Here is a 21,763-nt window from a genome sequence, read left to right as displayed (position 1 = left end):
GTCAACGTCCGCGCCGGCCTTCCAGCGCAGTAAAGATCAGCATGCCGGCGAGCATCGCCGCGACGAACAGTAGCGCCTGCCAGTGCCCGCTCAGCAGGATGGCAACAGCCGGCCCCGGACAGATGCCAGCGATACCCCAACCGACCCCGAACAGCAGGCTGCCGCCAATCAGGCGAGCATCAAGATCGCGGCGGGTCGGCAACTGCATGGCGCCACCCAGCAGCGCCTTACTGCGCCGCTGCGCCAGGTTCAACGGTAACGCTGCTACGCCTATGGCCCCGGCCATCACCAGCGCCAGCGAGGGATCCCAATTGCCGGCCAGATCGAGAAATGCCAGCACCTTGGCCGGGTCGGCCATGCCCGCCAGCAGCAGGCCCAGACCAAACAGCAGGCCGCAGACGAATGCACTGAGTCTGGCCATGTTCAAGCTCCCAGGAGATGACGCAGGACAAAGACCGTGGCGAAACCCGTAGCCATGAAGCACAGGGTTGCCAGCATGGAGCGCGGCGACAGGCGGGAAATACCGCAGACGCCGTGGCCGCTTGTGCAGCCCGAGCCATAACGGGTGCCGATACCGACCAGCAAGCCGGCGACGATCAAGCCGAGACTGCCAGTCTCGAAATGAATCGACGGTAATGCCGCGAACAATCCCCAGAGCAGGGGCGCCAGAAGCAGGCCAACAAGGAACGCTGCTTTTTCGCCGCGCCCTTCGCCCTGACGCTGCAGCAGGCTGCCGAGCAGGCCGCTGATACCCGCTACCCGGCCATTGGCCAAGGCGAATATGGCAGCCGCCAGACCAATCAGCGCCCCCCCAGCCAGGGCGCTCCAGGGTGTGAAGCTGGCCCAGTCGATGTTCATTGCCGGCCCTCGCAGAACAGACGGTAGAGCGTCTCGATCACCGCCAGCGCCGCCGGGCTGCTGATGCGATAGAAGATCTGCTTGCCGTCACGACGAGTCTCCACCAACCCCTCGCGGCGCAACACCGCCAGTTGCTGGGACAGCGTCGGCTGCTGGATACCAAGCAGCGCCTCCAGCTCGCTGACGTTGCGCTCGCCTTGCGACAGCTGGCAGAGCAGCAACAGGCGATCCGGATTGGCCAGCGCCTTGAGCAGTTGCCCGGCAGCGTCGGCATTGGCACGCAGCTGCTGGATATCGATGGGCTCAGTCATGGAACACCCTCACTCAATACAATATGTATTTTTATATACTGTATTCCGGGTAAGTGTTAGCCCAACCGACCAGCGGTTAAAGAGGGAATTGAACGGGCCTTACAAGAGCGCGCCTACCTGCATCAACCGATGCATGCACAGCACAAATCGTGGGAGGGGCTTTAGCCGCGACAAGAACTCGCCGCTAAAGCGCCTCACTCCCCGGATACATCCGGGCTACCACTGACGCCCTGCATGCGGATTCACTAGCAGAGCCCAGAAACACAGAAACCCGCCGCAGCGGGTTTCCGGGTAGAGGCCTGATGAATCAGGCGTCGGCGTCAGCAGCAGCCTGATAGGCGGCAGCGTCCAGCAGCTTGTCCAGCTCGCTGGTGTCGCTCGGTTTGAGCTTGAAGAACCAGCTGCCATAGGGGTCGCTGTTGACGCTTTCCGGGCTGTCAGCCAGCGCTTCGTTGATGGCGATCACTTCGCCGCCAACCGGCGCATAGATGTCGGAGGCAGCCTTGACCGACTCCACCACACCGGCTTCCTGGCCGGCGTTCAGTTGCTTGCCGACTTCCGGCAGCTCGATGAATACCACGTCGCCGAGGGCTTCCTGGGCGTGGTCGGAAATGCCCACGGTCACGCTACCGTCAGCCTCCAGGCGCGCCCACTCGTGGCTGGCGGCATAACGCAGATCGGCGGGGATATTGCTCATGTTTGATTCCTCGTAAACGGTGACGGCAAGTGGGCCGTCTGGACAATTTAGCAGGCCGCAGCGCCAGGGGAAGCCAGCACCGCGACCTGATGATTCAGATAAGGGTTTTACCGTTGCGCACGAAGCTCGGCCTGACCACCCGCACCGGGTACCACTTGCCGCGGATCTCCACCTCGGCACGATCCCCGGTCGCGGCCGGTACCCGCGCCAGCGCGATGGATTTGTTCAGCGTAGGCGAGAAGCTGCCACTGGTGATCTCGCCATCACCAATGCCATCAACGCGTACCACCTGGTGTGCACGCAGCACGCCGCGCTCCTCCAGCACCAGCCCAACCAGCTTGCTCGGGCAGCCGGCGGCGCGCTGCGCTTCCAGCACTGGACGACCAATGAAGTCGCGCTCGGCTGGTTCCCATGCGATGGTCCAGGCCATGTTGGCAGCCAGCGGGCTGACCTGCTCGTCCATGTCCTGGCCATACAGGTTCATGCCCGCCTCCAGGCGCAGGGTGTCACGCGCGCCCAGGCCAATCGGCGAAATACCGGCACCGACCAGATCGTTGAAGAAAGACGCCACCTCTGCCGCCGGCAGCACGATTTCCAGACCATCCTCACCGGTATAACCGGTTCGGGCGATGAACCAGTCACCCTCGGGCAGACCCTGGAACGGCTTGAGCTCGTGGATCAGTGCGGCGCGTGCCTGGGTCACCAACTCGGCAACACGGGCACGGGCCTTGGGGCCTTGAATGGCCAATACCGCGAGGTCGCGGCGCTCGCGCACTTCGACAGCGAACTCGGCGGTCTGGGCGTGCATCCAGGCCAGGTCCTTGTCGCGAGTCCCCGCATTGAGCACCAGGCGGTAGCCCGGTGCCGGAGAAGAAGAGCCAGTCAGGTAGACAATCAGGTCATCGACCACCCCGCCCTGCTCGTTGAGCATGGCGCTGTACAGCGCCTTGCCGGGCGTCTGCAGGCGCGCCACGTCATTAGCCAGCAGGTGCTGCAGGTAGGCCTGCGCCTGCTCACCGCTGACGTCCACCACACACATGTGCGAGACATCGAATACGCCGCACTCGCGGCGCACCTGATGATGCTCCTCGACTTGCGAACCATAGTGCAGCGGCATGTCCCAGCCGCCGAAATCCACCATCTTGGCCCCCAGCGCCAGGTGCAGCTCATAGAGGGGGGTGCGCTGTCCCATGGGTAAATCTCCTTCCGGGCTTGGCGAAGCGATTCAGACCCCCGAGAAGCTAGCTGCGTTGCCATTGCTGCGTTACAGCCAGGCTCAAAATGCTCATGTGTATGAGCACAGTCGGGCGCGACCCCGGCCGTTTTTCACCTGGCTGCGCCTTGCACTGGCCGCCTCGCCTACGCTTCTCGGCACGTCCGCCGGGTTACCCCGGCTCGCGAATGGCGCGCATTGTAGCCGCATGCGTCCGGGGGGTCATCCTGGCTTCAGGTCGTAGGGCGGGTGTAACCCGCCATGCCCCGACACTGGCGGGTTGCACCCGCCCTACATCGCTGTCTTGATCAACCGAAACTTCGGGCCGAGCGCCTTATCAGCAGAATCACCGGCAGCAGGCCGACCAGCACCAGGGTCAGCGCCGGCAGCGAGGCGCGCGCCCACTCGCCTTCGCTGGTCATTTCAAATACCCGTACCGACAGGGTGTCCCAGCCGAACGGACGCATCAGCAGGGTCGCCGGCATTTCCTTGAGCACATCGACGAATACCAGCAGCGCGGCCGACAAGGTGCCCGGCAGCAGCAGCGGCAGATAGACCCTGAAGAACAGCCCGAAGCTGCCAACACCGAGGCTGCGCGACGCCTCCGGCAGCGACGGGCGAATCCGCGCCAGGCTGGTTTCCAGCGGCCCGAACGCCACGGCCATGAAGCGGATCAGATAGGCCACCAGCAGCGCCGTGAGGCTACCCATCAGCAGCGGCTTGCCGGCTCCGCCCAGTGCCGTGGACAGCGGAATCACCAGTTCACGATCGAGGAAACTGAAGGCCAACATGATCGCCACCGCCAGCACCGAACCGGGCAAGGCATAACCGAGGTTGCCCAACGCCACACCGAAACGCACGCTGCGATTCGGCGCCTGACGCCGGGCAAAGGCCAGCAACATGGCCACGCTCACCGTGATCAGCGCCGCCATGCCGCCCAGGTAAAGGGTATGCAGGATCAGCCCGGCGTATCGCTCATCGAGGTCGAAGCGACCGCGCTGCCAGAACCAGGCCAGCAGTTGCAGCAGCGGGATGACGAAGGCGCAGGCGAATACCAGACCGCACCAGGCGCTGGCCGCGAAGGCCTTCCAGCCGTGCAGGTGATACAGCGCCTTGCCGCGCGGCCGCTCGTTGGCCGGTCGTGCGGCGCCGCGGGCACGACGCTCGCCGTAGAGCACCAACGCCACGGCCAGCAGCAGCAGGCTGGCCAGTTGGGTGGCACTGGTCAGGCTGTAGAAGCTGTACCAGGTCTTGTAGATCGCCGTGGTAAAGGTGTCGAAGTTGAACACCGACACCGCGCCGAAATCCGCCAGAGTCTCCATGATTGCCAGGGCCAGACCAGCACCGATGGCCGGGCGCGCCATTGGCAGCGCCACCCGCCAGAACGCCTGCCAGGGGCTTTGCCCGAGCACCCGGGCCGCCTCCATCAAGCCCTTGCCCTGAGCCAGGAAGGCGCCACGAGCGAGCAGATAGACGTAGGGATAGAACACCAGCACCAACACGATGATCACCCCGCCGGTCGAGCGCACGCGCGGCAGGCGCAAGCCACTGCCGAACCATTCGCGCAGCAGCGTCTGCACCGGGCCGGCGAAATCCAGCAGGCCAACGAAAACGAATGCCAGCACGTAGGCGGGAATGGCGAAAGGCAGCATCAGCGCCCAGTCCAGCCAGCGCCGGCCGGGAAACTCACAGAGGCTGGTGAGCCAGGCCAGGCTCACGCCCAGCAGCGTCACCCCTACGCCGACACCGATCACCAGCGTCAGCGTATTACCGATCAGCCGTGCCATCTGCGTCTGCCACAGGTGCGCCCAGATCTGCTGATCCACGTCGTGCCAGCTCAGCAGCAGCACCGACAGCGGCATCAACACCAGAACGGCGACGGCAAGGACGATGGGGTACCAGCGACGCTGGACGGGATGCGGCACGCGGACTCCTCGACTACGGAAATGACGACGCCCCGGCTAGGCGGGGCGTCGCAGTATAACGGCAGCGCTGGGCTCGTCGATGATCGTTCTCCCACGCCGGAGCGTGGGCACGATCAGCAGGGCAAACGAGCAGCAAATCGTTACGCGCTTACTGCCAGCCGGCTCGGTCCATCAGCATGGTCGCTTCGGCCTGGCGCTTGCCGGCCACTTCGGTGGCCACGGTATCGGCCTTGAAAGTGCCCCAGGAAGCCACCTCGGCAGACGGTTTGACCGCCGGGTTGGCCGGGTATTCCTGGTTGACGCCGGCGAAGATGCTCTGTGCTTCTGCGGTGGTCATCCACTCCAGCAGCTTCTTGGCCTGTTCGGCATGCGGTGCATGCTTGGTCACACCAGCACCGGCCAGGTTGACGTGCACGCCACGGTCGTTCTGGTTCGGCCAGAACGGCTTGACCTTCAGATCCGGCTGCTGCTTGTGCAGGCGGCCATAGTAGTAGGTGTTGGTGATGCCCACGTCGCACTGGCCGGCGTCAATGGCTTGCAACAGCGCAGTGTCATCCGGGAACACGTCGGTAGCCAGGTTGTTGACCCAACCCTTGACGATTTCTTCGGTCTTCTCGGCGCCATGGGCTTCGATCAGGGTGGCGGTCAGCGACTGGTTGTAGACCTTCTTGCTGGTGCGCAGGCACAGGCGGCCTTCCCAGTTCTTGTCTGCTAGCGCTTCGTAGGTGGACAACTCTTCAGGCTTGACGCGCTCGGTGGAGTAGAAAATGGTCCGTGCACGCAGCGACAGGCCGGTCCAGCTGTCGGTGCTGGAGCGATACTGAGCGGGGATGTTGGCATCGATCACGTCGGATTTGGTCGGCTGCAGTACGCCTTCCTGCTCGGCCTGCCAGAGGTTGCCGGCGTCGACGGTGATCAGCAGGTCAGCCGGGGTGTTGGCGCCCTCGGCCTTGAGGCGGGCGATCAGCGGGGCTTCCTTGTCGGTGATGAACTTCACCTTGACCCCGGTTTTCTCGGTGTAGGCGTCGAACACCGGCTTGATCAGCTCATCGATGCGGGCGGAGTAGACCACCACTTCATCGGCAGCCTGGACGGCAGTTGCCAGGGTGCTGAGAGTGAATGCGGCGAGGAGCGCGTTACGAGCCTTCATGGGACCAGCCTCTTGTGGATTACAAAGTGGCTGAATAGTAGTGAATGTTATTTGCCTTCTCAACGTAAACAGCAAGACCACACGCAGCAGTTATTACAAGTTGCGTCAGCTCAGGCTCGCGCCAGTTCCGGTAAGTCGCCGGACAGCCCAAGCGCCTGACGCACGAACAGCGCCTTGGCTTCGGCCTGGCCGTCGACCAGGTCGAGGCCGACGTTGCGTAGTAGGCGCAACGGCAACGGGTCGGCCTGGAACAGACGCTGAAAGCCTTCCATAGCCGCCATCATCGCCAGGTTGTGCGGCATGCGCCGACGCTCGAAACGGCTCAGCACGCGCTCATCACTGAGGTTCTCACCTCGCATAGCGGCATGCAGCAGCACCTCGGCCAGCACCGCCGCATCGAGAAAGCCCAGGTTGACGCCCTGCCCCGCTAGCGGGTGGATGGTGTGCGCGGCATCGCCGATCAGCGCCAGCCCCGGCTCCACGTAACGCTTGGCATGGCGTTGACGCAGCGGGATGCACAGACGGCGATCGGCATGCAGCACCTTGCCCAGGCGGGATTCGAAAGCCTTGCCCAGCTCGGCGCAGAAGGCCTCATCGTCCAGCGCCATCAAGCGCTCAGCCTCGACCGGTACGGTGGACCAGACGATCGAGCACCAGTGCTCGCCGGCCGGCCCGGCCAGCGGCAGGAAGGCCAGCGGACCGTCATCGGTGAAACGCTGCCAGGCAGTGGCCTGGTGCGCACGCTCGCAGCGCACGCTGGTGACGATGGCATGGTGCAGATAATCCCATTCGCGCGTGGCGCAGCCGGCCAGGCGACGCACCGCGGAGTTGGCACCATCAGCCGCCACCAGCAGCGGTGCACGCAGCTGGCGGCCATCGGTGAGCGTCAGCAGCCAGTCGTCGCCGGAGCGGCGCAGTTGCTCCAAGCGTGCGCCGGGTAACAGGCCGATCTGGCTGTCGTGCAGACGTTCTAGCAAAGCGTCCTGCACCACACGGTTCTCGACGATATGGCCCAGAGTATCGGCATGCACGCTGGCGGCAGCGAAGTGAATGCTGCCGGTACCGGAGCCATCCCAGACGCGCATCTCGCCATAGGGGCAGGCACGCCTTGCAGCGATGCCTGGCCAGGCGCCCAGGCGCTCGAGAATGCGCTGGCTGGCCATTGACAATGCGCTGACGCGCGGCTCGAACGGCGCCTGCGCATCGAAGGGCGACACGCTCAGCGGGCTGCCGTCGACGATCAGAATATCCAGACCGCTGTGCTCCAGCGCCAGAGCCAGGGTGCTGCCGACCATACCGGCACCGACGATGATCAGATCCGCGCGCATATCACTCCTTAAACCCCAGGGCACGCTGTGCGCACCCTGGCTTCCGGCTGGTGCGCACAGCGCACCCTACAGGGCCGGTCATAGATTACGGGTTCCCATACCCATGGCCTGCCGGGCGAACCAGCGCTTGGCTGGCGATAGCAGATCGAGGCCGAGCAGACCCAGGTTACGCCCGGCGGTCAGCAGCGGCTGCGCGTTGCTGAACAGGCGCGTTACCTGATCGGAGAAGCCGACGGTCATCTGTTGATCGAGCTGCTGCCGTTGCAGGTAACGCTGCAGGGTGGCGAAATCGCCCAGTGCTGCCTCGCTATCGATCAGCACCTCGGCCAGCGCCAGGGTATCGCGCAGCGACAGGTTGTAACCCTGGCCGGCGATGGGGTGCAGGCTGTGCGCGGCGTTGCCCAGCACCACCAGATGCGGACGCACCTGCTCCTGCGCCTCGACCAGGCTCAACGGATACAGATGCCGTGCACCCACCTGGCGCAAGGCGCCCAGGCGATAACCGAAAGCCTGCTGCAACTCGCTTAGAAAACTCGACTCGCTGGCGCGCAACAGACGTTCGGCGTCAGCCGCGGCGCGTGTCCAGACCAGCGCGCAGCGGTTGTCGCTCAAGGGCAGCAGCGCCATCGGGCCGTCATCGGTGAAGCGCTCGAAAGCCTGCCCACGATGCGCTTCCAGCGGGCTGACGTTGGCGATCAACGCACTCTGCCCGTAAGGTTTGCTGCTGACGCCGATACCGAGCTGCTCGCGCAAACCGGAACGCCCACCATCGGCAAGAATCGCCAGGTCGCAGTCAAGACAGGTTTCGTCGTTCAGGGTCAGGCGATAGCCGTCGTCAAGGCGCTGCATGCCGACCACCTCGGCCGGGCAGCGCCATTCGATCACATCCTGATCCAGCGCCTGCCACAGACAATGGCCGAGCCAGGCGTTCTCCGCTACGTAACCGAGCGCCGGCACGCCTTCCTCGATGGCTTGCAGGCGCGTGGCGCCGAAGCGGCCGCGGTCGGACACATGGATCTGCTGAATCGGCTCGGCCCGCTGGGCGATGCTCTGCCACAGACCGAGGCGCTCGTAGATCAACCGGCTGCCATAGGACAGCGCGGTAGAGCGCGCGTCATAGCTGGGCTGGTATTCGCTGCCCGGGGCGAAGGGTTCGATCAGGGCGATGCGCCAACCACGCTGACGCGCCGTGTCCTGCAGGGCCAGCGCCAGGCTCGCGCCGACCAGACCGCCGCCGATAATGGCCAACTGTACGCGTGACATGGGCTCAGGCCACCTCGGTGCGCGCGGCTGCCATCAGTGCCTCGATCGCGGCAACGGTCTTGGGCACACCGTTGGTGAGAATCTCGCAGCCTTTCTTGGTCACTACCACGTCGTCCTCGATGCGCACGCCGATGCCACGCCATTTCTTGGCGACCTTGTCGTTGTCGGTGGCGATGTAGATGCCCGGCTCGACGGTCATCGCCATGCCGACTTCCAGCACGCGCCACTCGCCGCCGACCTTGTAGTCGCCAACATCGTGCACGTCCATACCCAGCCAGTGGCCGGCGCGATGCATATAGAAAGGTTTGTAGGCTTCGCTGGCGATCAGCTCATCGACGTCACCCTCGAGCAGGCCCAGCTCGACAAGACCGGCAGTAATCACGCGCACGGTGGACTCGTGGGCTTCGTTCCAGTGCTTGCCTGGCGCGATGAACTTGAACGCTTCCTCGTTGGCCTTGAGCACCAGCTCATAGATGGCCTTCTGCTCGGGCGAGAACTTGCCGCTGACCGGGAAGGTGCGGGTGATGTCGCTGGCGTAGCAGTCGATCTCGCAACCAGCGTCGATCAATACCAGATCGCCGTCCTTGAGCGCCGCGTCATTCTCGCGATAGTGCAGGATGCAGGCATTGTGGCCGGCGGCGACGATGCTACCGTAGGCCGGCATCTTCGCCCCACCCTTGCGGAACTCGTAATCCAGCTCGGCTTCCAGGTGATATTCGAACAGCCCGGCACGACTCGCCTGCATCGCACGGATGTGGGCGCGCGCACTGATCTCGGCAGCCTCCTTCATAACCTTCACCTCGGCAGCCGACTTGTACAGGCGCATGTCGTGCAGCAGATGGTTGAGGGCAACGAATTCGTTCGGCGGCGTAGCGCCCTGGCGAGCCTTGGCGCGGATGTGGTTGACCCACTCCATCAGCCGATGATCGAACTCCTGGTTACTACCGATAGCGTAGTAGACACGCTCGCGACCTTCGATCAGCCCCGGGAGAATGTCGTCGATATCGCCGATGGGAAATGCATCGTCGGCACCGAAATGCTTAACCGCGCCGTCCTGACCGGCGCGCAGGCCATCCCACAACTCACGCTCCGGGTCGCGTTCACGGCAGAACAACACATATTCACCGTGCTCGCGGCCAGGAATCAGCGCCATCACCGCTTCCGGCTCGGGGAAACCGGTGAGGTACTGGAAGTCGCTGTCCTGGCGGTAGACATGCTCGACGTCACGGTTACGGATATACACCGGTGCCGCCGGCAAGATGGCAATGCTGTTGGGCTCCATCTGCGCCATCAGCGCCTTGCGCCGACGGGCATATTCGGACTTGGGGATGCTGATCAAGGCAGGCTCCGACGAAAAATCAGTGCAGGGATGGTTTGGCAGCAGGCGCCGCGGGCTTGGCGCACTCGGTGAACAACAGCAGCGGCGCCACACGCAGGTACTCCATCACCTCCATATAGTCACTCTCGCCATCTTCCGATTCTTCCAGAGCGCTCTGCACCTGGGCGATGGCGGAGAGATCTTGCAACACTTCCATGGCCTCGGCGCTCAGCGCACCGTCGCGGGCGGTCAAGCCAAAGCCACCGAGAAAGCCCTGGCACCACTGGCCCAGAGCGGTTGCGCGCTGCGCCAGCGGGGTTTCGTCATCCGGCAACAACAGCACCACGGTGATGTCTTCGCTGCACAGCTCACCCTTGACCATCTCCTGCAGGCCGATCAGCGCCTGGCGCACGTTATCCTGCGGCTCGCTGCCAAGCAGATCGGCAGCGTCGAGCAGCCAGGCATCGGCATCAAAGCCCGCGCCAGCGCAGCTGCGACCGAGCAGCAGCCCATGCAGTTCAGCAGGGGAAACGGAATGCCCGGCGCTGTTGAGCAAAGCGGCGAAGGCGGCGTAGGGAGAGCTTGGAATCGACATAGATAGCTAGGCGCCAGACGGCGCAATCTCTAGAATGGAGGCCTCGTATCCTAGCACCGGCAGACGCGGCAAGACCATCCGAGGCCGCCAGGGTGATGCCGCCATCTGCATCACACCACTGCTATCCGTGGTTTGACCCAAGAAGGGCGCTTCTAGAAACGTAGGCGAGGCAGTCAGCACAAGGCAAAAACGAGCGAAAAAGCGGAGTTTACGAGTTGTAAATGAGCATTTTGAGCTTGTTTTTAACGCAGTGATGACAACGCAGGTAGTTTTTAGAGGTGCCCTGAACGGGACAGGCCTAATATAGTCCAGCCATTCCCTCCCATAGCGAGAGCCCATGGAAGACGCCGATCTGCACGCATTGACCGCCAAGCTGGAACTGCTGATCCAGCGTGTCGAGCAGCTTAAGGCTCACAACCGACTCCTGCTGGCGAATGAACAGGCCTGGCGCGAGGAACGCGCCCATCTGATCGAAAAGAACGAAATGGCCCGGCACAAGGTCGAATCGATGATTTCGCGCCTTAAAGCCCTGGAGCAGGACTCATGACCCAGTCGAACACCGTGACCGTCCACATTCTGGACAAAGAATATTGCATCGCCTGCCCGCAGGATGAACGCGCCAATCTAGAGAGTGCTGCCCGTTACCTGGATGGCAAGATGCGCGAGATCCGCACCAGCGGCAAAGTGATTGGTGCTGATCGTGTTGCCGTGATGGCCGCACTGAACATCACTCACGACCTGCTGCACAAGCAACAGCGCCTGGATCAGGACGCCAACTCCACTCGCCAGCAGGTGCGCGATCTGCTCGATCGCGTCGACCATGCACTGGCCGACGACCCGAGCGCCTGAGCACCGTCATGCCTGCCTGTTCGTCGCAGGCCGCCCCGCAGAGCCTCTATTCGGGTATACTGGGCGCAACTTCCTGGGGTGTGCGCCAGTCGGTGATGTCCCTGAGCCGATACGCACAACCACGGGGGTTGCACGTTGGGGCCGGTGTGCATGTCCGCCTGACGGAAAGCCTTAACGCCTCCTGCAACCTCCACCTTGAACTTTCGGGTTCAAGGGCTAAACCGACAGCGGCACGTCGGGAAGTCATCTTTTCCAGCAGCAGCCTTCAGCACTGCTACCCGCCTCGCCCCAGCCACACCTCATGACTACGCCCGCCACTCTCAGTCGCCCGCAACTGCGCCGCGTGCTGCGTCAGCGTCGTCGCGCGCTCAGCCTCAGCCAGCAACGTCTTGCCGCACGCAACCTGTATCGCCAGCTGACGCAAAGCCCGCAGTTTCGCCGCGCCAGGCATATCGCCCTATACCTGCCCAATGACGGCGAGATTGACCCGCGCCCGCTGCTGGCCGCCGCACAGAAACGCGGCAAGCACACCTACCTGCCAGTGCTAAGCGCCTGGCCACGCACCAAGATGGTGTTTCAGCGCGTCAGTCGGCACGAGAAACTGGCGGGCAATCGTTTCCGCATCCTCGAGCCGCGCCCGCAACCCAAACGCCAACGCAAGGTCTGGGCGTTGGATCTGGTGCTGCTGCCGCTGGTGGGCTTCGATGATCGCGGCGGACGCCTGGGCATGGGCGGCGGCTTCTACGACCGCAGCCTGGCTTATCTGCGCATGCGCAAAAATTGGCACATGCCGACACTACTGGGTCTGGCGCATGAATGTCAGCGGGTGGATGAACTGGCCATGGCCAGCTGGGACGTGCCCTTGCAGGCAACGGTGACGGATAAGGCGTGGTATTGAAGCGAAGGATGCTGCACCGCGTTCCCTGCGGCGCTTACGCGGTCAGCCAGTGAATCAGGGCTGCTGCGTTACATTGATCGGAGCGTCGTTTTGACGCTCCCAAAGGCTCTGGGTGTAACCCGTGGTAACCACGCCCAGGCTGAACAGTACGACGAGAACCCACAAAAGATCTGGCTTGCGTTTCATTTATTGCCTCCCCCTTCAAGGCAATGCGCGCGTTATTGTTTTATGCAATACGACAGCGCCAAGCGTTTAGCCGGGCATTTTCCTTCAGTGCCAAGCACTGTGCAATTTCCGACGCCAACCGGCCGTCGGAGATCCCCCTCAAACGAGCGTCCGCTTACGGACAGACCTGCAGGAGCAAAGTTCATGCCTTATTGGCTGATGAAGTCAGAACCCGATGAATTGTCCATCCATGACCTGCAACGACTGGGCAAAACGCGCTGGGATGGCGTGCGTAACTACCAGGCACGCAACTTCATGCGCGCAATGCAACCGGGCGACCTGTTCTTCTTCTACCACTCCAGCTGCCCGCAACCCGGTATCGCCGGCATCGCGCGTATTGCCGGCGAGGTGTATCCGGACCCAACCGCGCTGGACCCACACAGCCACTACCATGACCCCAAGGCCAGCGCCGAGAAGAACCCCTGGAGCGCCCTGGACGTCGAGTTCGTCGAAGCCTTCGACGAGATACTGGCGCTGCAACACCTGAAGAACAACCCGCTCCTGGCCGAGCTGGCCCTGGTACAACGCGGCAGCCGCCTGTCGGTGATGCCGGTCACGGAGGCCGAGTGGACGGCGATTCTCGCCATGCGTTGAGTCCCCCACAGCAGTGTGCTATCACCACAGCACGCTTCGGGAGTTATCCATGCCAGCATCCTCCGCCTGGCCAGCGCGGCTCGCGCTGGCGCTTCTCTTATTGGTGCTGAGCAGCGCTAGCGTATTGCTATGGCGCCAGATCGAATCTGCGCAACAACAACGCGTCGACGAGCGAGTCGGCTACCAGGCACGCAGCCTGGCACGGCAGCTGGAAAGCACGCTGCACCTGGAAGTGGCCAGCCTCGAACGCATCGCCCGCTTGTGGAACAGCCTCGGCCGCCTGCCACGCGCCAGCTGGGACGAAGAAGTGGAGCTTGCCCTACGCGGCTTTCCTGCCTACCAGTCGATCCAATGGGTTGGCCCCGACCTGCATATGCGCTGGCTGCTGCCAGTAGCCGGCAACGAAGCGGCGCTGAATTTTCGCCTGCACCCGGAGCACCCCAATTACCCATTGGCGATGGAAGCTCGCGAGAGCGGTGAACAACGTTTCTCCAACAGCTTCGATCTGGTCCAGGGCGGACGCGGTTTTGTTCTCTATACACCGCTGTACCGCGAGCTGAATGGCAGCAAGGTGTTCGACGGTTTCCTGCAGGGCGCATTTCGGGTCGAGCCGCTGATGCTGCAGCTACTCACCCAGATCGACCGCCAAGCCTTCAACCTCGAATTGCTTGAGAACGGCCACAGCCTGTTTCGTCATGGAGCAGCAGATTCCGAGACGCAGCACAGCCTGCAACTGCACCTGAGCCTGCTCAACAATCAGGGCTTCAGCCTGCGCCTGAGCCCCACTGAACAACTGCTCGATCAACTGGACTCGCCGCTGCCCGACGTCGTGCTCGGTGCCAGCCTGACCATCAGCCTGCTGCTGGTTGCCGCCCTGGCTCTGGCGCTGGAGAACAGCCGCCGAGCCCATGCCCTGCAGCAGGCCAATCGTCGCTTCAAACTGGAAGCCGAACGCCGTGAAGAAACCGAGCAACGCCTGCGCGAGAACCGCGAGCGGCTACAACTGGTACTGGACCTGACCGACTCCAGCCATGACGGACTGTTTATCTTCGACAGCAGTACCCGCGAGCTGCTGCACATGAATCAGGCCACCTACGCCACGCTCGGCTACCGCCCCGAACAGTTCGCCGAGCTACTGCGCGATGATCCAGAGAAGCTCCTGCCAGACTTTCACAGCTGGCTGGAACAGGCGCGCCAGGCGCAAAGCAACAACCTCTCGCGGATTTTCCAGCGCGAGTTGATTCGCCGCGATGGCAGTCGCCAGCCGGCCGAAATCAACACCCAGTTGGTGCAGTTGCACGACCGCGAATACCTGATCGCCGTCTCCCGCGACAACAGCGAGCGCCTGCAACTGGAGGCGCAACTCCAGCGCCTGTCACAACTCGATGGCCTGACCGGCCTGTACAACCGTCGCTACTTCGATCAGCAACTGCTGGCTGAATGGCGCCGCCTGCGCCGTCTCGATGCGCCCCTGGCGCTGCTGATGCTGGATATCGACTACTTCAAGCCCTACAACGATGCCCTCGGCCACCTCGCCGGTGACGATGTCCTGCGCCGGGTCAGTGCAGCCCTGCGTGAAAGCCTGAACCGCGAAGGCGACACCGCCTGCCGTTACGGCGGCGAGGAGTTCGCCATCATCCTCGCCAACACCCATCAGGAGGGTGCCGAGCAGGTCGCCGCGCGCATTCATGCGGCGGTTTCCAGCCTGGATATCAAGCACCCAAGCAGTCCGCTGGGGCGTTTGACCCTGAGTATCGGCATCACCGTAGTGGATCCGGTGATTAACGAACAGCCAGGCGAATTGCTCGCCCAGGCCGATCAGGCGCTGTACCGTGCCAAACATCAAGGGCGTAACCGCACCTGCCTGTGGCAGCCACCCGTGCTTGACCTGCATCAAGCCACCTGAGGCCCATTCGGCAGACAATCGACAGGTCGTGAAAACTCCGCAACCGGGGTTCAACAGGGAAGCCGAAATGATCAACATCACATCTCGCCAGGCCGTTCTGCTCGCTGCCGCCGTCGCCCTACTGGCTGCCACAGCCTGGTGGCAGCTGCGCCCGAACGGCCTGGGCGAGGGCTTCGCCAGCGGCAACGGACGCATCGAAGCCACCGAAGTGGATGTGGCCACCAAGCTGGCCGGGCGCGTTGCCAACATCGAGGTCGACGAAGGGGACTTCGTCGAGCCAGGCCAGGTTCTCGCGCGCATGGACACTCAGGTGCTCGAGGCCCAACTGGCGCAGGCCCGCGCCCAATTGCGCCAGGCCGAGAATGGCCAGACCACCGCCGCCAGCCAGATCAGCCTGCGCCAAAGCGAGAAGCTGGCTGCCGAAGCCGTGGTGCGCCAGCGCCAGGCCGAGCTGGATGCCGCACGCAAACGTCACGCGCGCAGCGCCACCCTGGTCAAGCGCAACGCCCTGGCGCAGCAGACGCTGGATGACGATCTGGCCCGCCTGCAAAGCGCCGAAGCCGCGCTGGCCGCCGCGCGCGCCCAGGTCAGCTCGGCCGAGGCCGGTATCGCCGCCGCGCAATCGCAGGCCATCGAAGCGCAATCAGCGACCGAGGCCGCCCGCGCCAGCGTCGAGCGCCTGCAGGTGGACATCGATGACAGCCTGCTCAAGGCGCCTCGCGCCGGTCGCGTACAGTATCGCGTCACACAACCCGGCGAAGTGCTCGGTGCCGGCGGCAAGCTACTCAACCTGGTGGATCTCACCGACGTCTACATGACCTTCTTCCTGCCCGAACGCCAGGCCGGTCGCGTCGCCCTCGGCAGCGAGGTACGCCTGGTGATCGATGCCGTACCGCAGTACGTGATTCCGGCCAGGGTCAGCTATGTCGCCAGCGTCGCCCAGTTCACCCCGAAGAGCGTGGAAACCGCCAACGAGCGCGAGAAACTGATGTTCCGGGTCAAGGCGCGCCTCGATCCCGAGTTGCTGAGCAAGCACCTGCAGCAGGTCAAGACCGGCGTACCGGGCATGGCCTACCTGCGCCTCGACCCTGACGCCGAGTGGCCCGCGCATCTGGCGATCAAGGTCCCGCAATGAACGCGCCGGTCGCACGCCTGAGCGGCGTCGGCCTGCGCTACGGCCAGACCCACGCGCTGCAACAGATCGAGCTGGCACTGCCGGCCCGCTGCATGGTCGGCCTGATCGGCCCCGACGGCGTCGGCAAATCCAGCTTACTGGCGCTGATCGCCGGGGCACGCAAGATTCAGGACGGCCGCGTCGAGGTGCTCGACGGCGACATGGCCGATGCCCGTCATCGGCGCAATGTCTGCCCGCATATCGCCTACATGCCGCAGGGCCTGGGCAAGAACCTCTACCCGACGCTGTCGGTGTTCGAGAACCTGGATTTCTTCGGTCGCCTGTTCGGTCAGGACGCTGCCGAACGCGAGCGACGCATCGACGACCTGCTGCGCAGCACCGGTATGTCGGCCTTCCGCGAGCGTCCGGCGGGCAAGCTGTCCGGCGGCATGAAGCAGAAGCTGGGGCTGTGCTGCGCGCTGATCCACGACCCCGACCTGCTGATCCTCGACGAGCCAACCACCGGCGTCGACCCGCTGTCGCGCAACCAGTTCTGGGAACTGATCGCGCGCATCCGTGCACAGCGTCCGCAGATGAGCGTGCTGGTGGCCACAGCCTATATGGAGGAAGCCGAACGCTTCGACCACCTGGTAGCGATGGATGCCGGCCGCGTGCTGGCTGAAGGCAGCCCGGCCGAATTGCGCGAACGCACCAACTGCACCAGCCTGGAGCAGGCCTTTATCGCGCTGTTGCCCGAAGAGCGTCGGCGTGGCCATCAGCAGGTGCTCATTCCACCCCTGCAAGACAGCCACGAGATCGCCATCGAAGCCAAGGGTCTAACCATGCGCTTCGGTGATTTCGTCGCCGTCGATTCGGTGTCGTTTCGCATCCGCCGGGGCGAAATCTTTGGTTTTCTCGGCTCCAACGGTTGCGGCAAGAGCACCACCATGAAGATGCTTACCGGCCTGTTGCCAGCGTCCGAGGGCGAGGCGCTGCTGTTCGGCCAGGCAGTTGACCCGCGCGACATGGCCACGCGCAAGCGGGTCGGCTACATGTCCCAGGCGTTCTCCCTGTATGGCGAACTGACGGTGCGGCAGAACCTGGTGCTGCACGCGCAACTCTTTCACGTACCCGCCGAGGAGATCGAGCCACGCGTGGCGCAGATGGCCGCACGCTTCGACCTCGGCGAGGTCATGGACATGCTCCCCGAGCGCCTGCCATTGGGCATCCGCCAGCGCCTGTCGCTGGCCGTGGCGGTGATTCACAAGCCGGAAATCCTCATCCTCGACGAGCCCACCTCAGGCGTCGACCCGGTGGCGCGTGACGGTTTCTGGCAACTGATGCTCGACCTGTCGCGCCAGGACGGCGTGACCATCTTCATCTCCACCCACTTCATGAACGAGGCGCAGCGCTGCGACCGCATCTCGCTGATGCACGCCGGCCGCGTGCTGGACAGCGACACGCCGCAGGGCCTGATGGACAAACGCGGCCTGGACAACCTGGAAGCCACCTTCATCGCCTACCTGCAGGAGGCGGTTGGCGAGCAAGCGGTCAGCGAGGCGCCGCCGCTGGAACAGGCGCCGCCACAACAGCGTCAACGCTTCAGCCTGCGCCGCCTGCTCAGCTATGCCCGCCGCGAAGCGCTGGAGCTGCGCCGCGACCCGATTCGTGGCGGCATGGCGCTGCTCGGCACCGTGCTGCTGCTGTTCATCATCGGCTATGGCATCAGCCTCGACGTCGAAGACCTGACCTTCGCCGTGCTCGATCGCGACCAGACCACCACCAGCCAGGAATACCACCTCAACCTGTCCGGCTCGCGCTACTTCCTGGAGAAGGCGCCGCTCTCCGACTACGACGAGTTGGAACGGCGCCTGCGCAATGGCGATATCAGCCTCGCCGTGGAGATTCCGCCGCACTTCGGTCGCGATCTCAAGCGCGGCGACAATCCGCAGATCGGCATGTGGATCGACGGCGCCATGCCGACCCGCGCCGAAACCATCAAGGGCTACGTCACCGGCCTGCATCAGCACTACCTGGCAGAGCTTGCGCGCCGTTCACCCCAGCCGCAGGCAGCCAGCGCCGCCGAACTGGAAGTGCGCTACCGCTACAACCCGGACGTGGAAAGCCTCAAGGCCATGGTGCCGGCGGTGATCCCGCTGCTGCTGATGCTGATCCCGGCGATGCTCACGGCGCTGGGTGTGGTGCGCGAGAAGGAGCTGGGCTCGATCATCAATCTCTACGCTACCCCGGTCACCCGCCTGGAATTCCTGCTCGGTAAACAACTGCCCTACATCGCCCTGGGCTTGTTCAACTTCATCCTGCTGATGCTGCTGGCAGTCACGGTGTTCGACGTCCCGCTCAAGGGCAACCCGCTGACTCTGCTGGCCGGCGCCCTGCTCTATCTGGCCTGCGCCACCGGACTCGGCCTGCTCATGTCGACCTTCACCAACAGTCAGATCGCCGCCGTATTCGGAACCGCCATCGTCACCCTGCTGCCGGCCATCCAGTTTTCCGGGCTGATCTACCCGGTGGCCTCGCTGGAAGGCGCGGGCGCGCTGATCGGCCAGCTCTACCCGACCTCGCAGTTTCTGGTGATCAGCCGCGGCATCTTCTCCAAGGCGCTGGAGCTGCAGGACCTGACCGGCTACTTCACCGCTCTGGCCCTGACCATCCCTCTGCTGACGCTGCTCAGCGCTAGCCTGCTGCGCAAACAGGAGGTGTGATGGAACGCCTGGCCAATATCCTCCACCTCGGCATCAAGGAGCTGCGCAGCCTGCAGCATGACCTGGCGCTGGTACTGCTGATCATCTGGGCCTTCAGCATGGGCATCTACTCGGCCGCAACCAGCATGCCGGAGAGCCTGCACAACGCCGCCATCGCCGTGGTCGACGAAGACCAGTCGCAACTCTCCGAACGGCTGATCCAGGCCTTCCAGGCGCCCTACTTCCGTACCCCGCAACGTATCGACCTGAACGAGATGGATCGCGGCATGGATGCCGGGCGCTACACCTTCACCCTGAACATTCCGCCGAACTTCCAGCGCGACGTGCTCGCCGGTCGGAGCCCGGCAATCCAGCTCAACGTCGATGCCACCCAGGTCAGCATGGCCTTCACCGGTGCCGGCTACATCCAGAATATCGGCGCCAGCGAGGTGGCCGAGTTCGTCCGCCGCTACCGGGGCGAGCTGCAGCAGCCAGCCGAACTGGTGGCACGCATAGAGTTCAACCCCAACCTGACGCGCGCCTGGTTCGGCTCGGTGATGGAGGTGATCAACCAGATCACCATGCTGTCGATCATCCTCACCGGCGCGGCGCTGATTCGCGAACGCGAGCACGGCACCGTCGAACACCTGCTGGTGATGCCGGTGACGCCACTGGAAATCATGCTGGCCAAGGTCTGGTCGATGGGGCTGGTGGTGCTCTCAGCTGCGGCGCTGTCACTGCTGCTGGTAGTGCAGGGCTGGCTGCAGGTGCCGATCGAGGGTTCGATTGCGCTGTTTCTGGTTGGCGCGGCGCTGCACCTGTTCGCCACTACCTCGATGGGCATCTTCTTCGGCACGGTGGCGCGCTCGATGCCGCAATTGGGCCTGCTGATCATCCTGGTACTGTTGCCGCTGCAGATCCTTTCCGGCGGCACCACGCCGCGCGAAAGCATGCCGGAGCTGGTACAGCAGATCATGCTGGCGGCGCCGACCACCCACTTCGTCGCGCTGGCCCAGGCCATTCTCTATCGCGGCGCGGGGTTCGCGATCGTCTGGCCCTACATGCTGGCCATCGCCGGCATCGGCGCGCTGTTCTTCGTCGCCGCGCTGACGCGTTTTCGCAAGACCTTGGCACAGATGGCCTGAACAACCCGGAGCTGGCTTTTCGTAGGAGCCCCGCCCTGGGGCGAAGCTTTTCCATTGCCCCGCGGTTCACGGCGGGGCGCCGCTCCTACGCATTCACAGCGTCGACGCGTGACTGACTACGCCGCCGTTCACTGAATGATCAGATTGTTGAAAAACAGGTCTTCGACGATGGGCTTGCCCTCTTCGCCATTGATCGCGTCCTGCACCTTCTTCAACGCTTCCAGACGCAGGTTCTCACGGCCATCGGGGGCATTGATGGTCTCGCTGGTCTGGGCCGAGAACAGCATCACCATCTGATGACGGATCAGCGGCTCATGCTGTTTAATCTTCTCCTCCGCCTCGGTACCGGTCACGCGCAACGACACATCGGCCTTGAAGAATTTCAGGCGGTTGCCGGTATCGGCCAGGTTACCGATCAGCGCTGGCGTCAGGTTGTAGTAGAGCGTCGTCGGGGCTTCCTTCTTATCCGAAGACGCCAGGGCAGGCAGGCAGATCGACAGGCTCAGCAACAGGGCGGTCAACAGTTTCACGTTCGGCACTCCATCGGGGATGTGCCTAGCATAGCCATCCCCACGCCAGCACCCAAGCCCGACGCTTATGCCGACCTATCAGGCATCGGCATGCTCGTTGACCCTCGGCGGGCGCTTTCTACACTGCATGGCACCCTGCAAGAGGAATGACCTTCATGAAAGCCCTGCTGTGCAAAGCCTTCGGCCCTGCCGACACCCTGGTACTGGAAGACCTGCCGAGCCCCGAACCCAAGAAGAACGAGGTGCTGATCGAGGTGCAGGCCGCCGGGGTCAACTTCCCCGACACACTGATCATCGAAGGCAAATACCAGTTCAAGCCGCCCTTCCCCTTCGCCCCGGGCGGCGAGGTGGCCGGCGTGGTCAAGGCCGTGGGCGAGAAGGTAAGCCATCTGCGCGCTGGTGACCGGGTGATGGCGCTGACTGGCTGGGGCGGCTTCGCCGAAGAAGTCGCCGTGCCGGCCTACAACGTGCTGCCAGTACCCAAGAGCATGGACCTGACCACCGCCGCCGCCTTCGGCATGACCTACGGCACCTCCATGCATGCCCTCAAGCAACGCGCCAACCTGCAACCGGGTGAAACCCTGCTGGTGCTCGGCGCCTCCGGCGGCGTTGGCCTGGCAGCGGTGGAAATCGGCAAGGCCATGGGCGCGAAAGTGATTGCAGCAGCGAGCAGCGCCGAGAAACTGGAAGTGGCGCGCAAGGCCGGCGCCGACGACCTGATCAACTACAGCGAACAAAGCCTCAAGGACGAGGTGAAGAAACTCACCGACGGCCAGGGCGTGGACGTGATCTACGACCCGGTAGGCGGCACGCTGTTCGAGGAAGCCTTTCGCAGCATCGGCTGGAACGGTCGCTTCCTGGTGGTGGGCTTTGCCGCCGGCGGCGGCATCCCGGCCCTGCCGGCCAACCTGCCACTGCTTAAGGGCGCCTCCCTGGTCGGCGTATTCTGGGGCTCCTTCGCCCAGCGCCAGCCGCAGGACAATGCCGCGAACTTCCAGCAGCTGTTCGCCTGGCATGCCGAAGGCAAGCTCAAGCCGCTGGTGTCGCAGACCTTCCCGCTTGAGCGCGGCGGAGAAGCCATCGCTACCCTCAGCCAGCGCAAGGCCGTGGGCAAGGTGGTGGTGACCGTTCGCTGAAGTGCG

At 63.8% G+C, this 21,763-nt stretch carries 22 protein-coding genes and 1 other RNA gene; 10 read left to right on the top strand and 13 right to left on the bottom strand.

From position 1 onward, the window contains the following. Position 1: 1 nt before the first annotated feature. The 11 genes from AAEQ75_RS10170 to AAEQ75_RS10120 form a co-directional block, all read right to left on the bottom strand. On the bottom strand, positions 2 to 421 hold the full coding sequence (locus tag AAEQ75_RS10170; protein WP_256835614.1) for a DUF6691 family protein: 420 nt from the start codon (positions 419 to 421) through the stop codon (positions 2 to 4). Positions 422 to 423: 2 nt separating this feature from the next. After that, positions 424 to 858 carry a YeeE/YedE family protein gene (locus AAEQ75_RS10165; protein WP_343352086.1) on the bottom strand — a complete coding sequence of 145 codons (435 nt, stop codon included), beginning with the start codon at positions 856 to 858 and terminating at the stop codon, positions 424 to 426. Then, positions 855 to 1,169: an ArsR/SmtB family transcription factor gene (locus tag AAEQ75_RS10160; RefSeq protein ID WP_125835201.1), complete on the bottom strand. Its 315-nt coding sequence runs from the start codon at positions 1,167 to 1,169 to the stop codon at positions 855 to 857. The genes AAEQ75_RS10165 and AAEQ75_RS10160 overlap by 4 nt, the downstream gene beginning before the upstream one ends. Before the next feature lie 307 nt (positions 1,170 to 1,476). After that, the gene (gcvH, locus tag AAEQ75_RS10155; RefSeq protein ID WP_003458665.1) at positions 1,477 to 1,866 is read right to left on the bottom strand and encodes a glycine cleavage system protein GcvH; all 390 of its coding nucleotides are present in this window, start codon (positions 1,864 to 1,866) and stop codon (positions 1,477 to 1,479) included. Positions 1,867 to 1,960: 94 nt separating this feature from the next. Further along, complete coding sequence (gene gcvT / locus AAEQ75_RS10150) at positions 1,961 to 3,058, bottom strand: glycine cleavage system aminomethyltransferase GcvT (protein WP_343352084.1); 1,098 nt, start codon at positions 3,056 to 3,058, stop codon at positions 1,961 to 1,963. Positions 3,059 to 3,387: 329 nt separating this feature from the next. After that, positions 3,388 to 5,004, bottom strand: coding sequence for an ABC transporter permease (locus tag AAEQ75_RS10145; protein WP_143504644.1), 1,617 nt, complete (start codon positions 5,002 to 5,004; stop codon positions 3,388 to 3,390). A gap of 148 nt (positions 5,005 to 5,152) precedes the next feature. Next, positions 5,153 to 6,154: an extracellular solute-binding protein gene (locus tag AAEQ75_RS10140; protein WP_099524609.1), complete on the bottom strand. Its 1,002-nt coding sequence runs from the start codon at positions 6,152 to 6,154 to the stop codon at positions 5,153 to 5,155. A gap of 110 nt (positions 6,155 to 6,264) precedes the next feature. Further along, positions 6,265 to 7,482: a 2-octaprenyl-3-methyl-6-methoxy-1,4-benzoquinol hydroxylase gene (locus AAEQ75_RS10135; RefSeq protein ID WP_343352080.1), complete on the bottom strand. Its 1,218-nt coding sequence runs from the start codon at positions 7,480 to 7,482 to the stop codon at positions 6,265 to 6,267. 78 nt (positions 7,483 to 7,560) lie between these two features. After that, positions 7,561 to 8,745: a 2-octaprenyl-6-methoxyphenyl hydroxylase gene (ubiH, locus tag AAEQ75_RS10130; protein ID WP_343352078.1), complete on the bottom strand. Its 1,185-nt coding sequence runs from the start codon at positions 8,743 to 8,745 to the stop codon at positions 7,561 to 7,563. A gap of 4 nt (positions 8,746 to 8,749) precedes the next feature. Then, positions 8,750 to 10,084: a Xaa-Pro aminopeptidase gene (gene pepP / locus AAEQ75_RS10125; RefSeq protein WP_343352076.1), complete on the bottom strand. Its 1,335-nt coding sequence runs from the start codon at positions 10,082 to 10,084 to the stop codon at positions 8,750 to 8,752. 19 nt (positions 10,085 to 10,103) lie between these two features. After that, entirely contained in the window at positions 10,104 to 10,658 is a 555-nt protein-coding gene (locus AAEQ75_RS10120; RefSeq protein WP_343352074.1) for a YecA family protein, read from the bottom strand. A 337-nt stretch (positions 10,659 to 10,995) separates the two neighbouring features. Here AAEQ75_RS10120 and AAEQ75_RS10115 point away from each other — a divergent pair, with 337 nt between their 5' ends. From AAEQ75_RS10115 to AAEQ75_RS10100, 4 genes are all read left to right on the top strand, one after another. Next, positions 10,996 to 11,205, top strand: coding sequence for a TIGR02449 family protein (locus AAEQ75_RS10115; protein WP_003458652.1), 210 nt, complete (start codon positions 10,996 to 10,998; stop codon positions 11,203 to 11,205). After that, entirely contained in the window at positions 11,202 to 11,507 is a 306-nt protein-coding gene (locus AAEQ75_RS10110) for a cell division protein ZapA (RefSeq protein WP_003458649.1), read from the top strand. The genes AAEQ75_RS10115 and AAEQ75_RS10110 overlap by 4 nt, the downstream gene beginning before the upstream one ends. A gap of 67 nt (positions 11,508 to 11,574) precedes the next feature. Next, positions 11,575 to 11,753, top strand: a non-coding RNA gene (ssrS, locus tag AAEQ75_RS10105) — 6S RNA. Positions 11,754 to 11,808: 55 nt separating this feature from the next. Beyond that, the gene (locus tag AAEQ75_RS10100; RefSeq protein WP_343352069.1) at positions 11,809 to 12,405 is read left to right on the top strand and encodes a 5-formyltetrahydrofolate cyclo-ligase; all 597 of its coding nucleotides are present in this window, start codon (positions 11,809 to 11,811) and stop codon (positions 12,403 to 12,405) included. A gap of 54 nt (positions 12,406 to 12,459) precedes the next feature. Here AAEQ75_RS10100 and AAEQ75_RS10095 read toward each other — a convergent pair whose 3' ends face one another. Then, entirely contained in the window at positions 12,460 to 12,591 is a 132-nt protein-coding gene (locus AAEQ75_RS10095; protein ID WP_316914185.1) for a hypothetical protein, read from the bottom strand. A gap of 183 nt (positions 12,592 to 12,774) precedes the next feature. Between AAEQ75_RS10095 and AAEQ75_RS10090 the strand changes: the two genes are divergently transcribed. The 5 genes from AAEQ75_RS10090 to AAEQ75_RS10070 all read left to right on the top strand — a co-directional run bounded on the left by AAEQ75_RS10090 (position 12,775) and on the right by AAEQ75_RS10070 (position 20,091). Then, a complete protein-coding gene (locus AAEQ75_RS10090) occupies positions 12,775 to 13,224 on the top strand; it encodes an EVE domain-containing protein (protein ID WP_343352065.1) in 450 nt (149 codons plus the stop codon). 49 nt (positions 13,225 to 13,273) lie between these two features. After that, positions 13,274 to 15,130: a sensor domain-containing diguanylate cyclase gene (locus tag AAEQ75_RS10085; RefSeq protein ID WP_343352063.1), complete on the top strand. Its 1,857-nt coding sequence runs from the start codon at positions 13,274 to 13,276 to the stop codon at positions 15,128 to 15,130. A gap of 67 nt (positions 15,131 to 15,197) precedes the next feature. Beyond that, positions 15,198 to 16,265, top strand: a complete 1,068-nt coding sequence (locus AAEQ75_RS10080) for an HlyD family secretion protein (RefSeq protein ID WP_287168108.1) — start codon at positions 15,198 to 15,200, stop codon at positions 16,263 to 16,265. After that, positions 16,262 to 18,967 carry a ribosome-associated ATPase/putative transporter RbbA gene (rbbA, locus tag AAEQ75_RS10075; RefSeq protein ID WP_343352059.1) on the top strand — a complete coding sequence of 902 codons (2,706 nt, stop codon included), beginning with the start codon at positions 16,262 to 16,264 and terminating at the stop codon, positions 18,965 to 18,967. Before AAEQ75_RS10080 ends, rbbA begins: the two co-directional genes overlap by 4 nt. Then, the gene (locus AAEQ75_RS10070; RefSeq protein ID WP_343352057.1) at positions 18,967 to 20,091 is read left to right on the top strand and encodes an ABC transporter permease; all 1,125 of its coding nucleotides are present in this window, start codon (positions 18,967 to 18,969) and stop codon (positions 20,089 to 20,091) included. Before rbbA ends, AAEQ75_RS10070 begins: the two co-directional genes overlap by 1 nt. Before the next feature lie 128 nt (positions 20,092 to 20,219). Here the strand turns inward: AAEQ75_RS10070 and AAEQ75_RS10065 are convergent, their stop codons facing one another. Further along, on the bottom strand, positions 20,220 to 20,621 hold the full coding sequence (locus AAEQ75_RS10065; protein ID WP_343352055.1) for a flagellar basal body-associated FliL family protein: 402 nt from the start codon (positions 20,619 to 20,621) through the stop codon (positions 20,220 to 20,222). A 155-nt stretch (positions 20,622 to 20,776) separates the two neighbouring features. On the opposite strand from AAEQ75_RS10065, the gene AAEQ75_RS10060 reads away from it, so the two are divergent. Next, entirely contained in the window at positions 20,777 to 21,757 is a 981-nt protein-coding gene (locus AAEQ75_RS10060; protein ID WP_343352053.1) for an NADPH:quinone oxidoreductase family protein, read from the top strand. Positions 21,758 to 21,763 lie beyond the last annotated feature (6 nt).

This window comes from Pseudomonas sediminis (assembly GCF_039555755.1).
Classification (GTDB): Bacteria; Pseudomonadota; Gammaproteobacteria; order Pseudomonadales; family Pseudomonadaceae; genus Aquipseudomonas; species Aquipseudomonas mendocina_D.
This window is presented reverse-complemented; position numbering and strand designations above follow the sequence as displayed.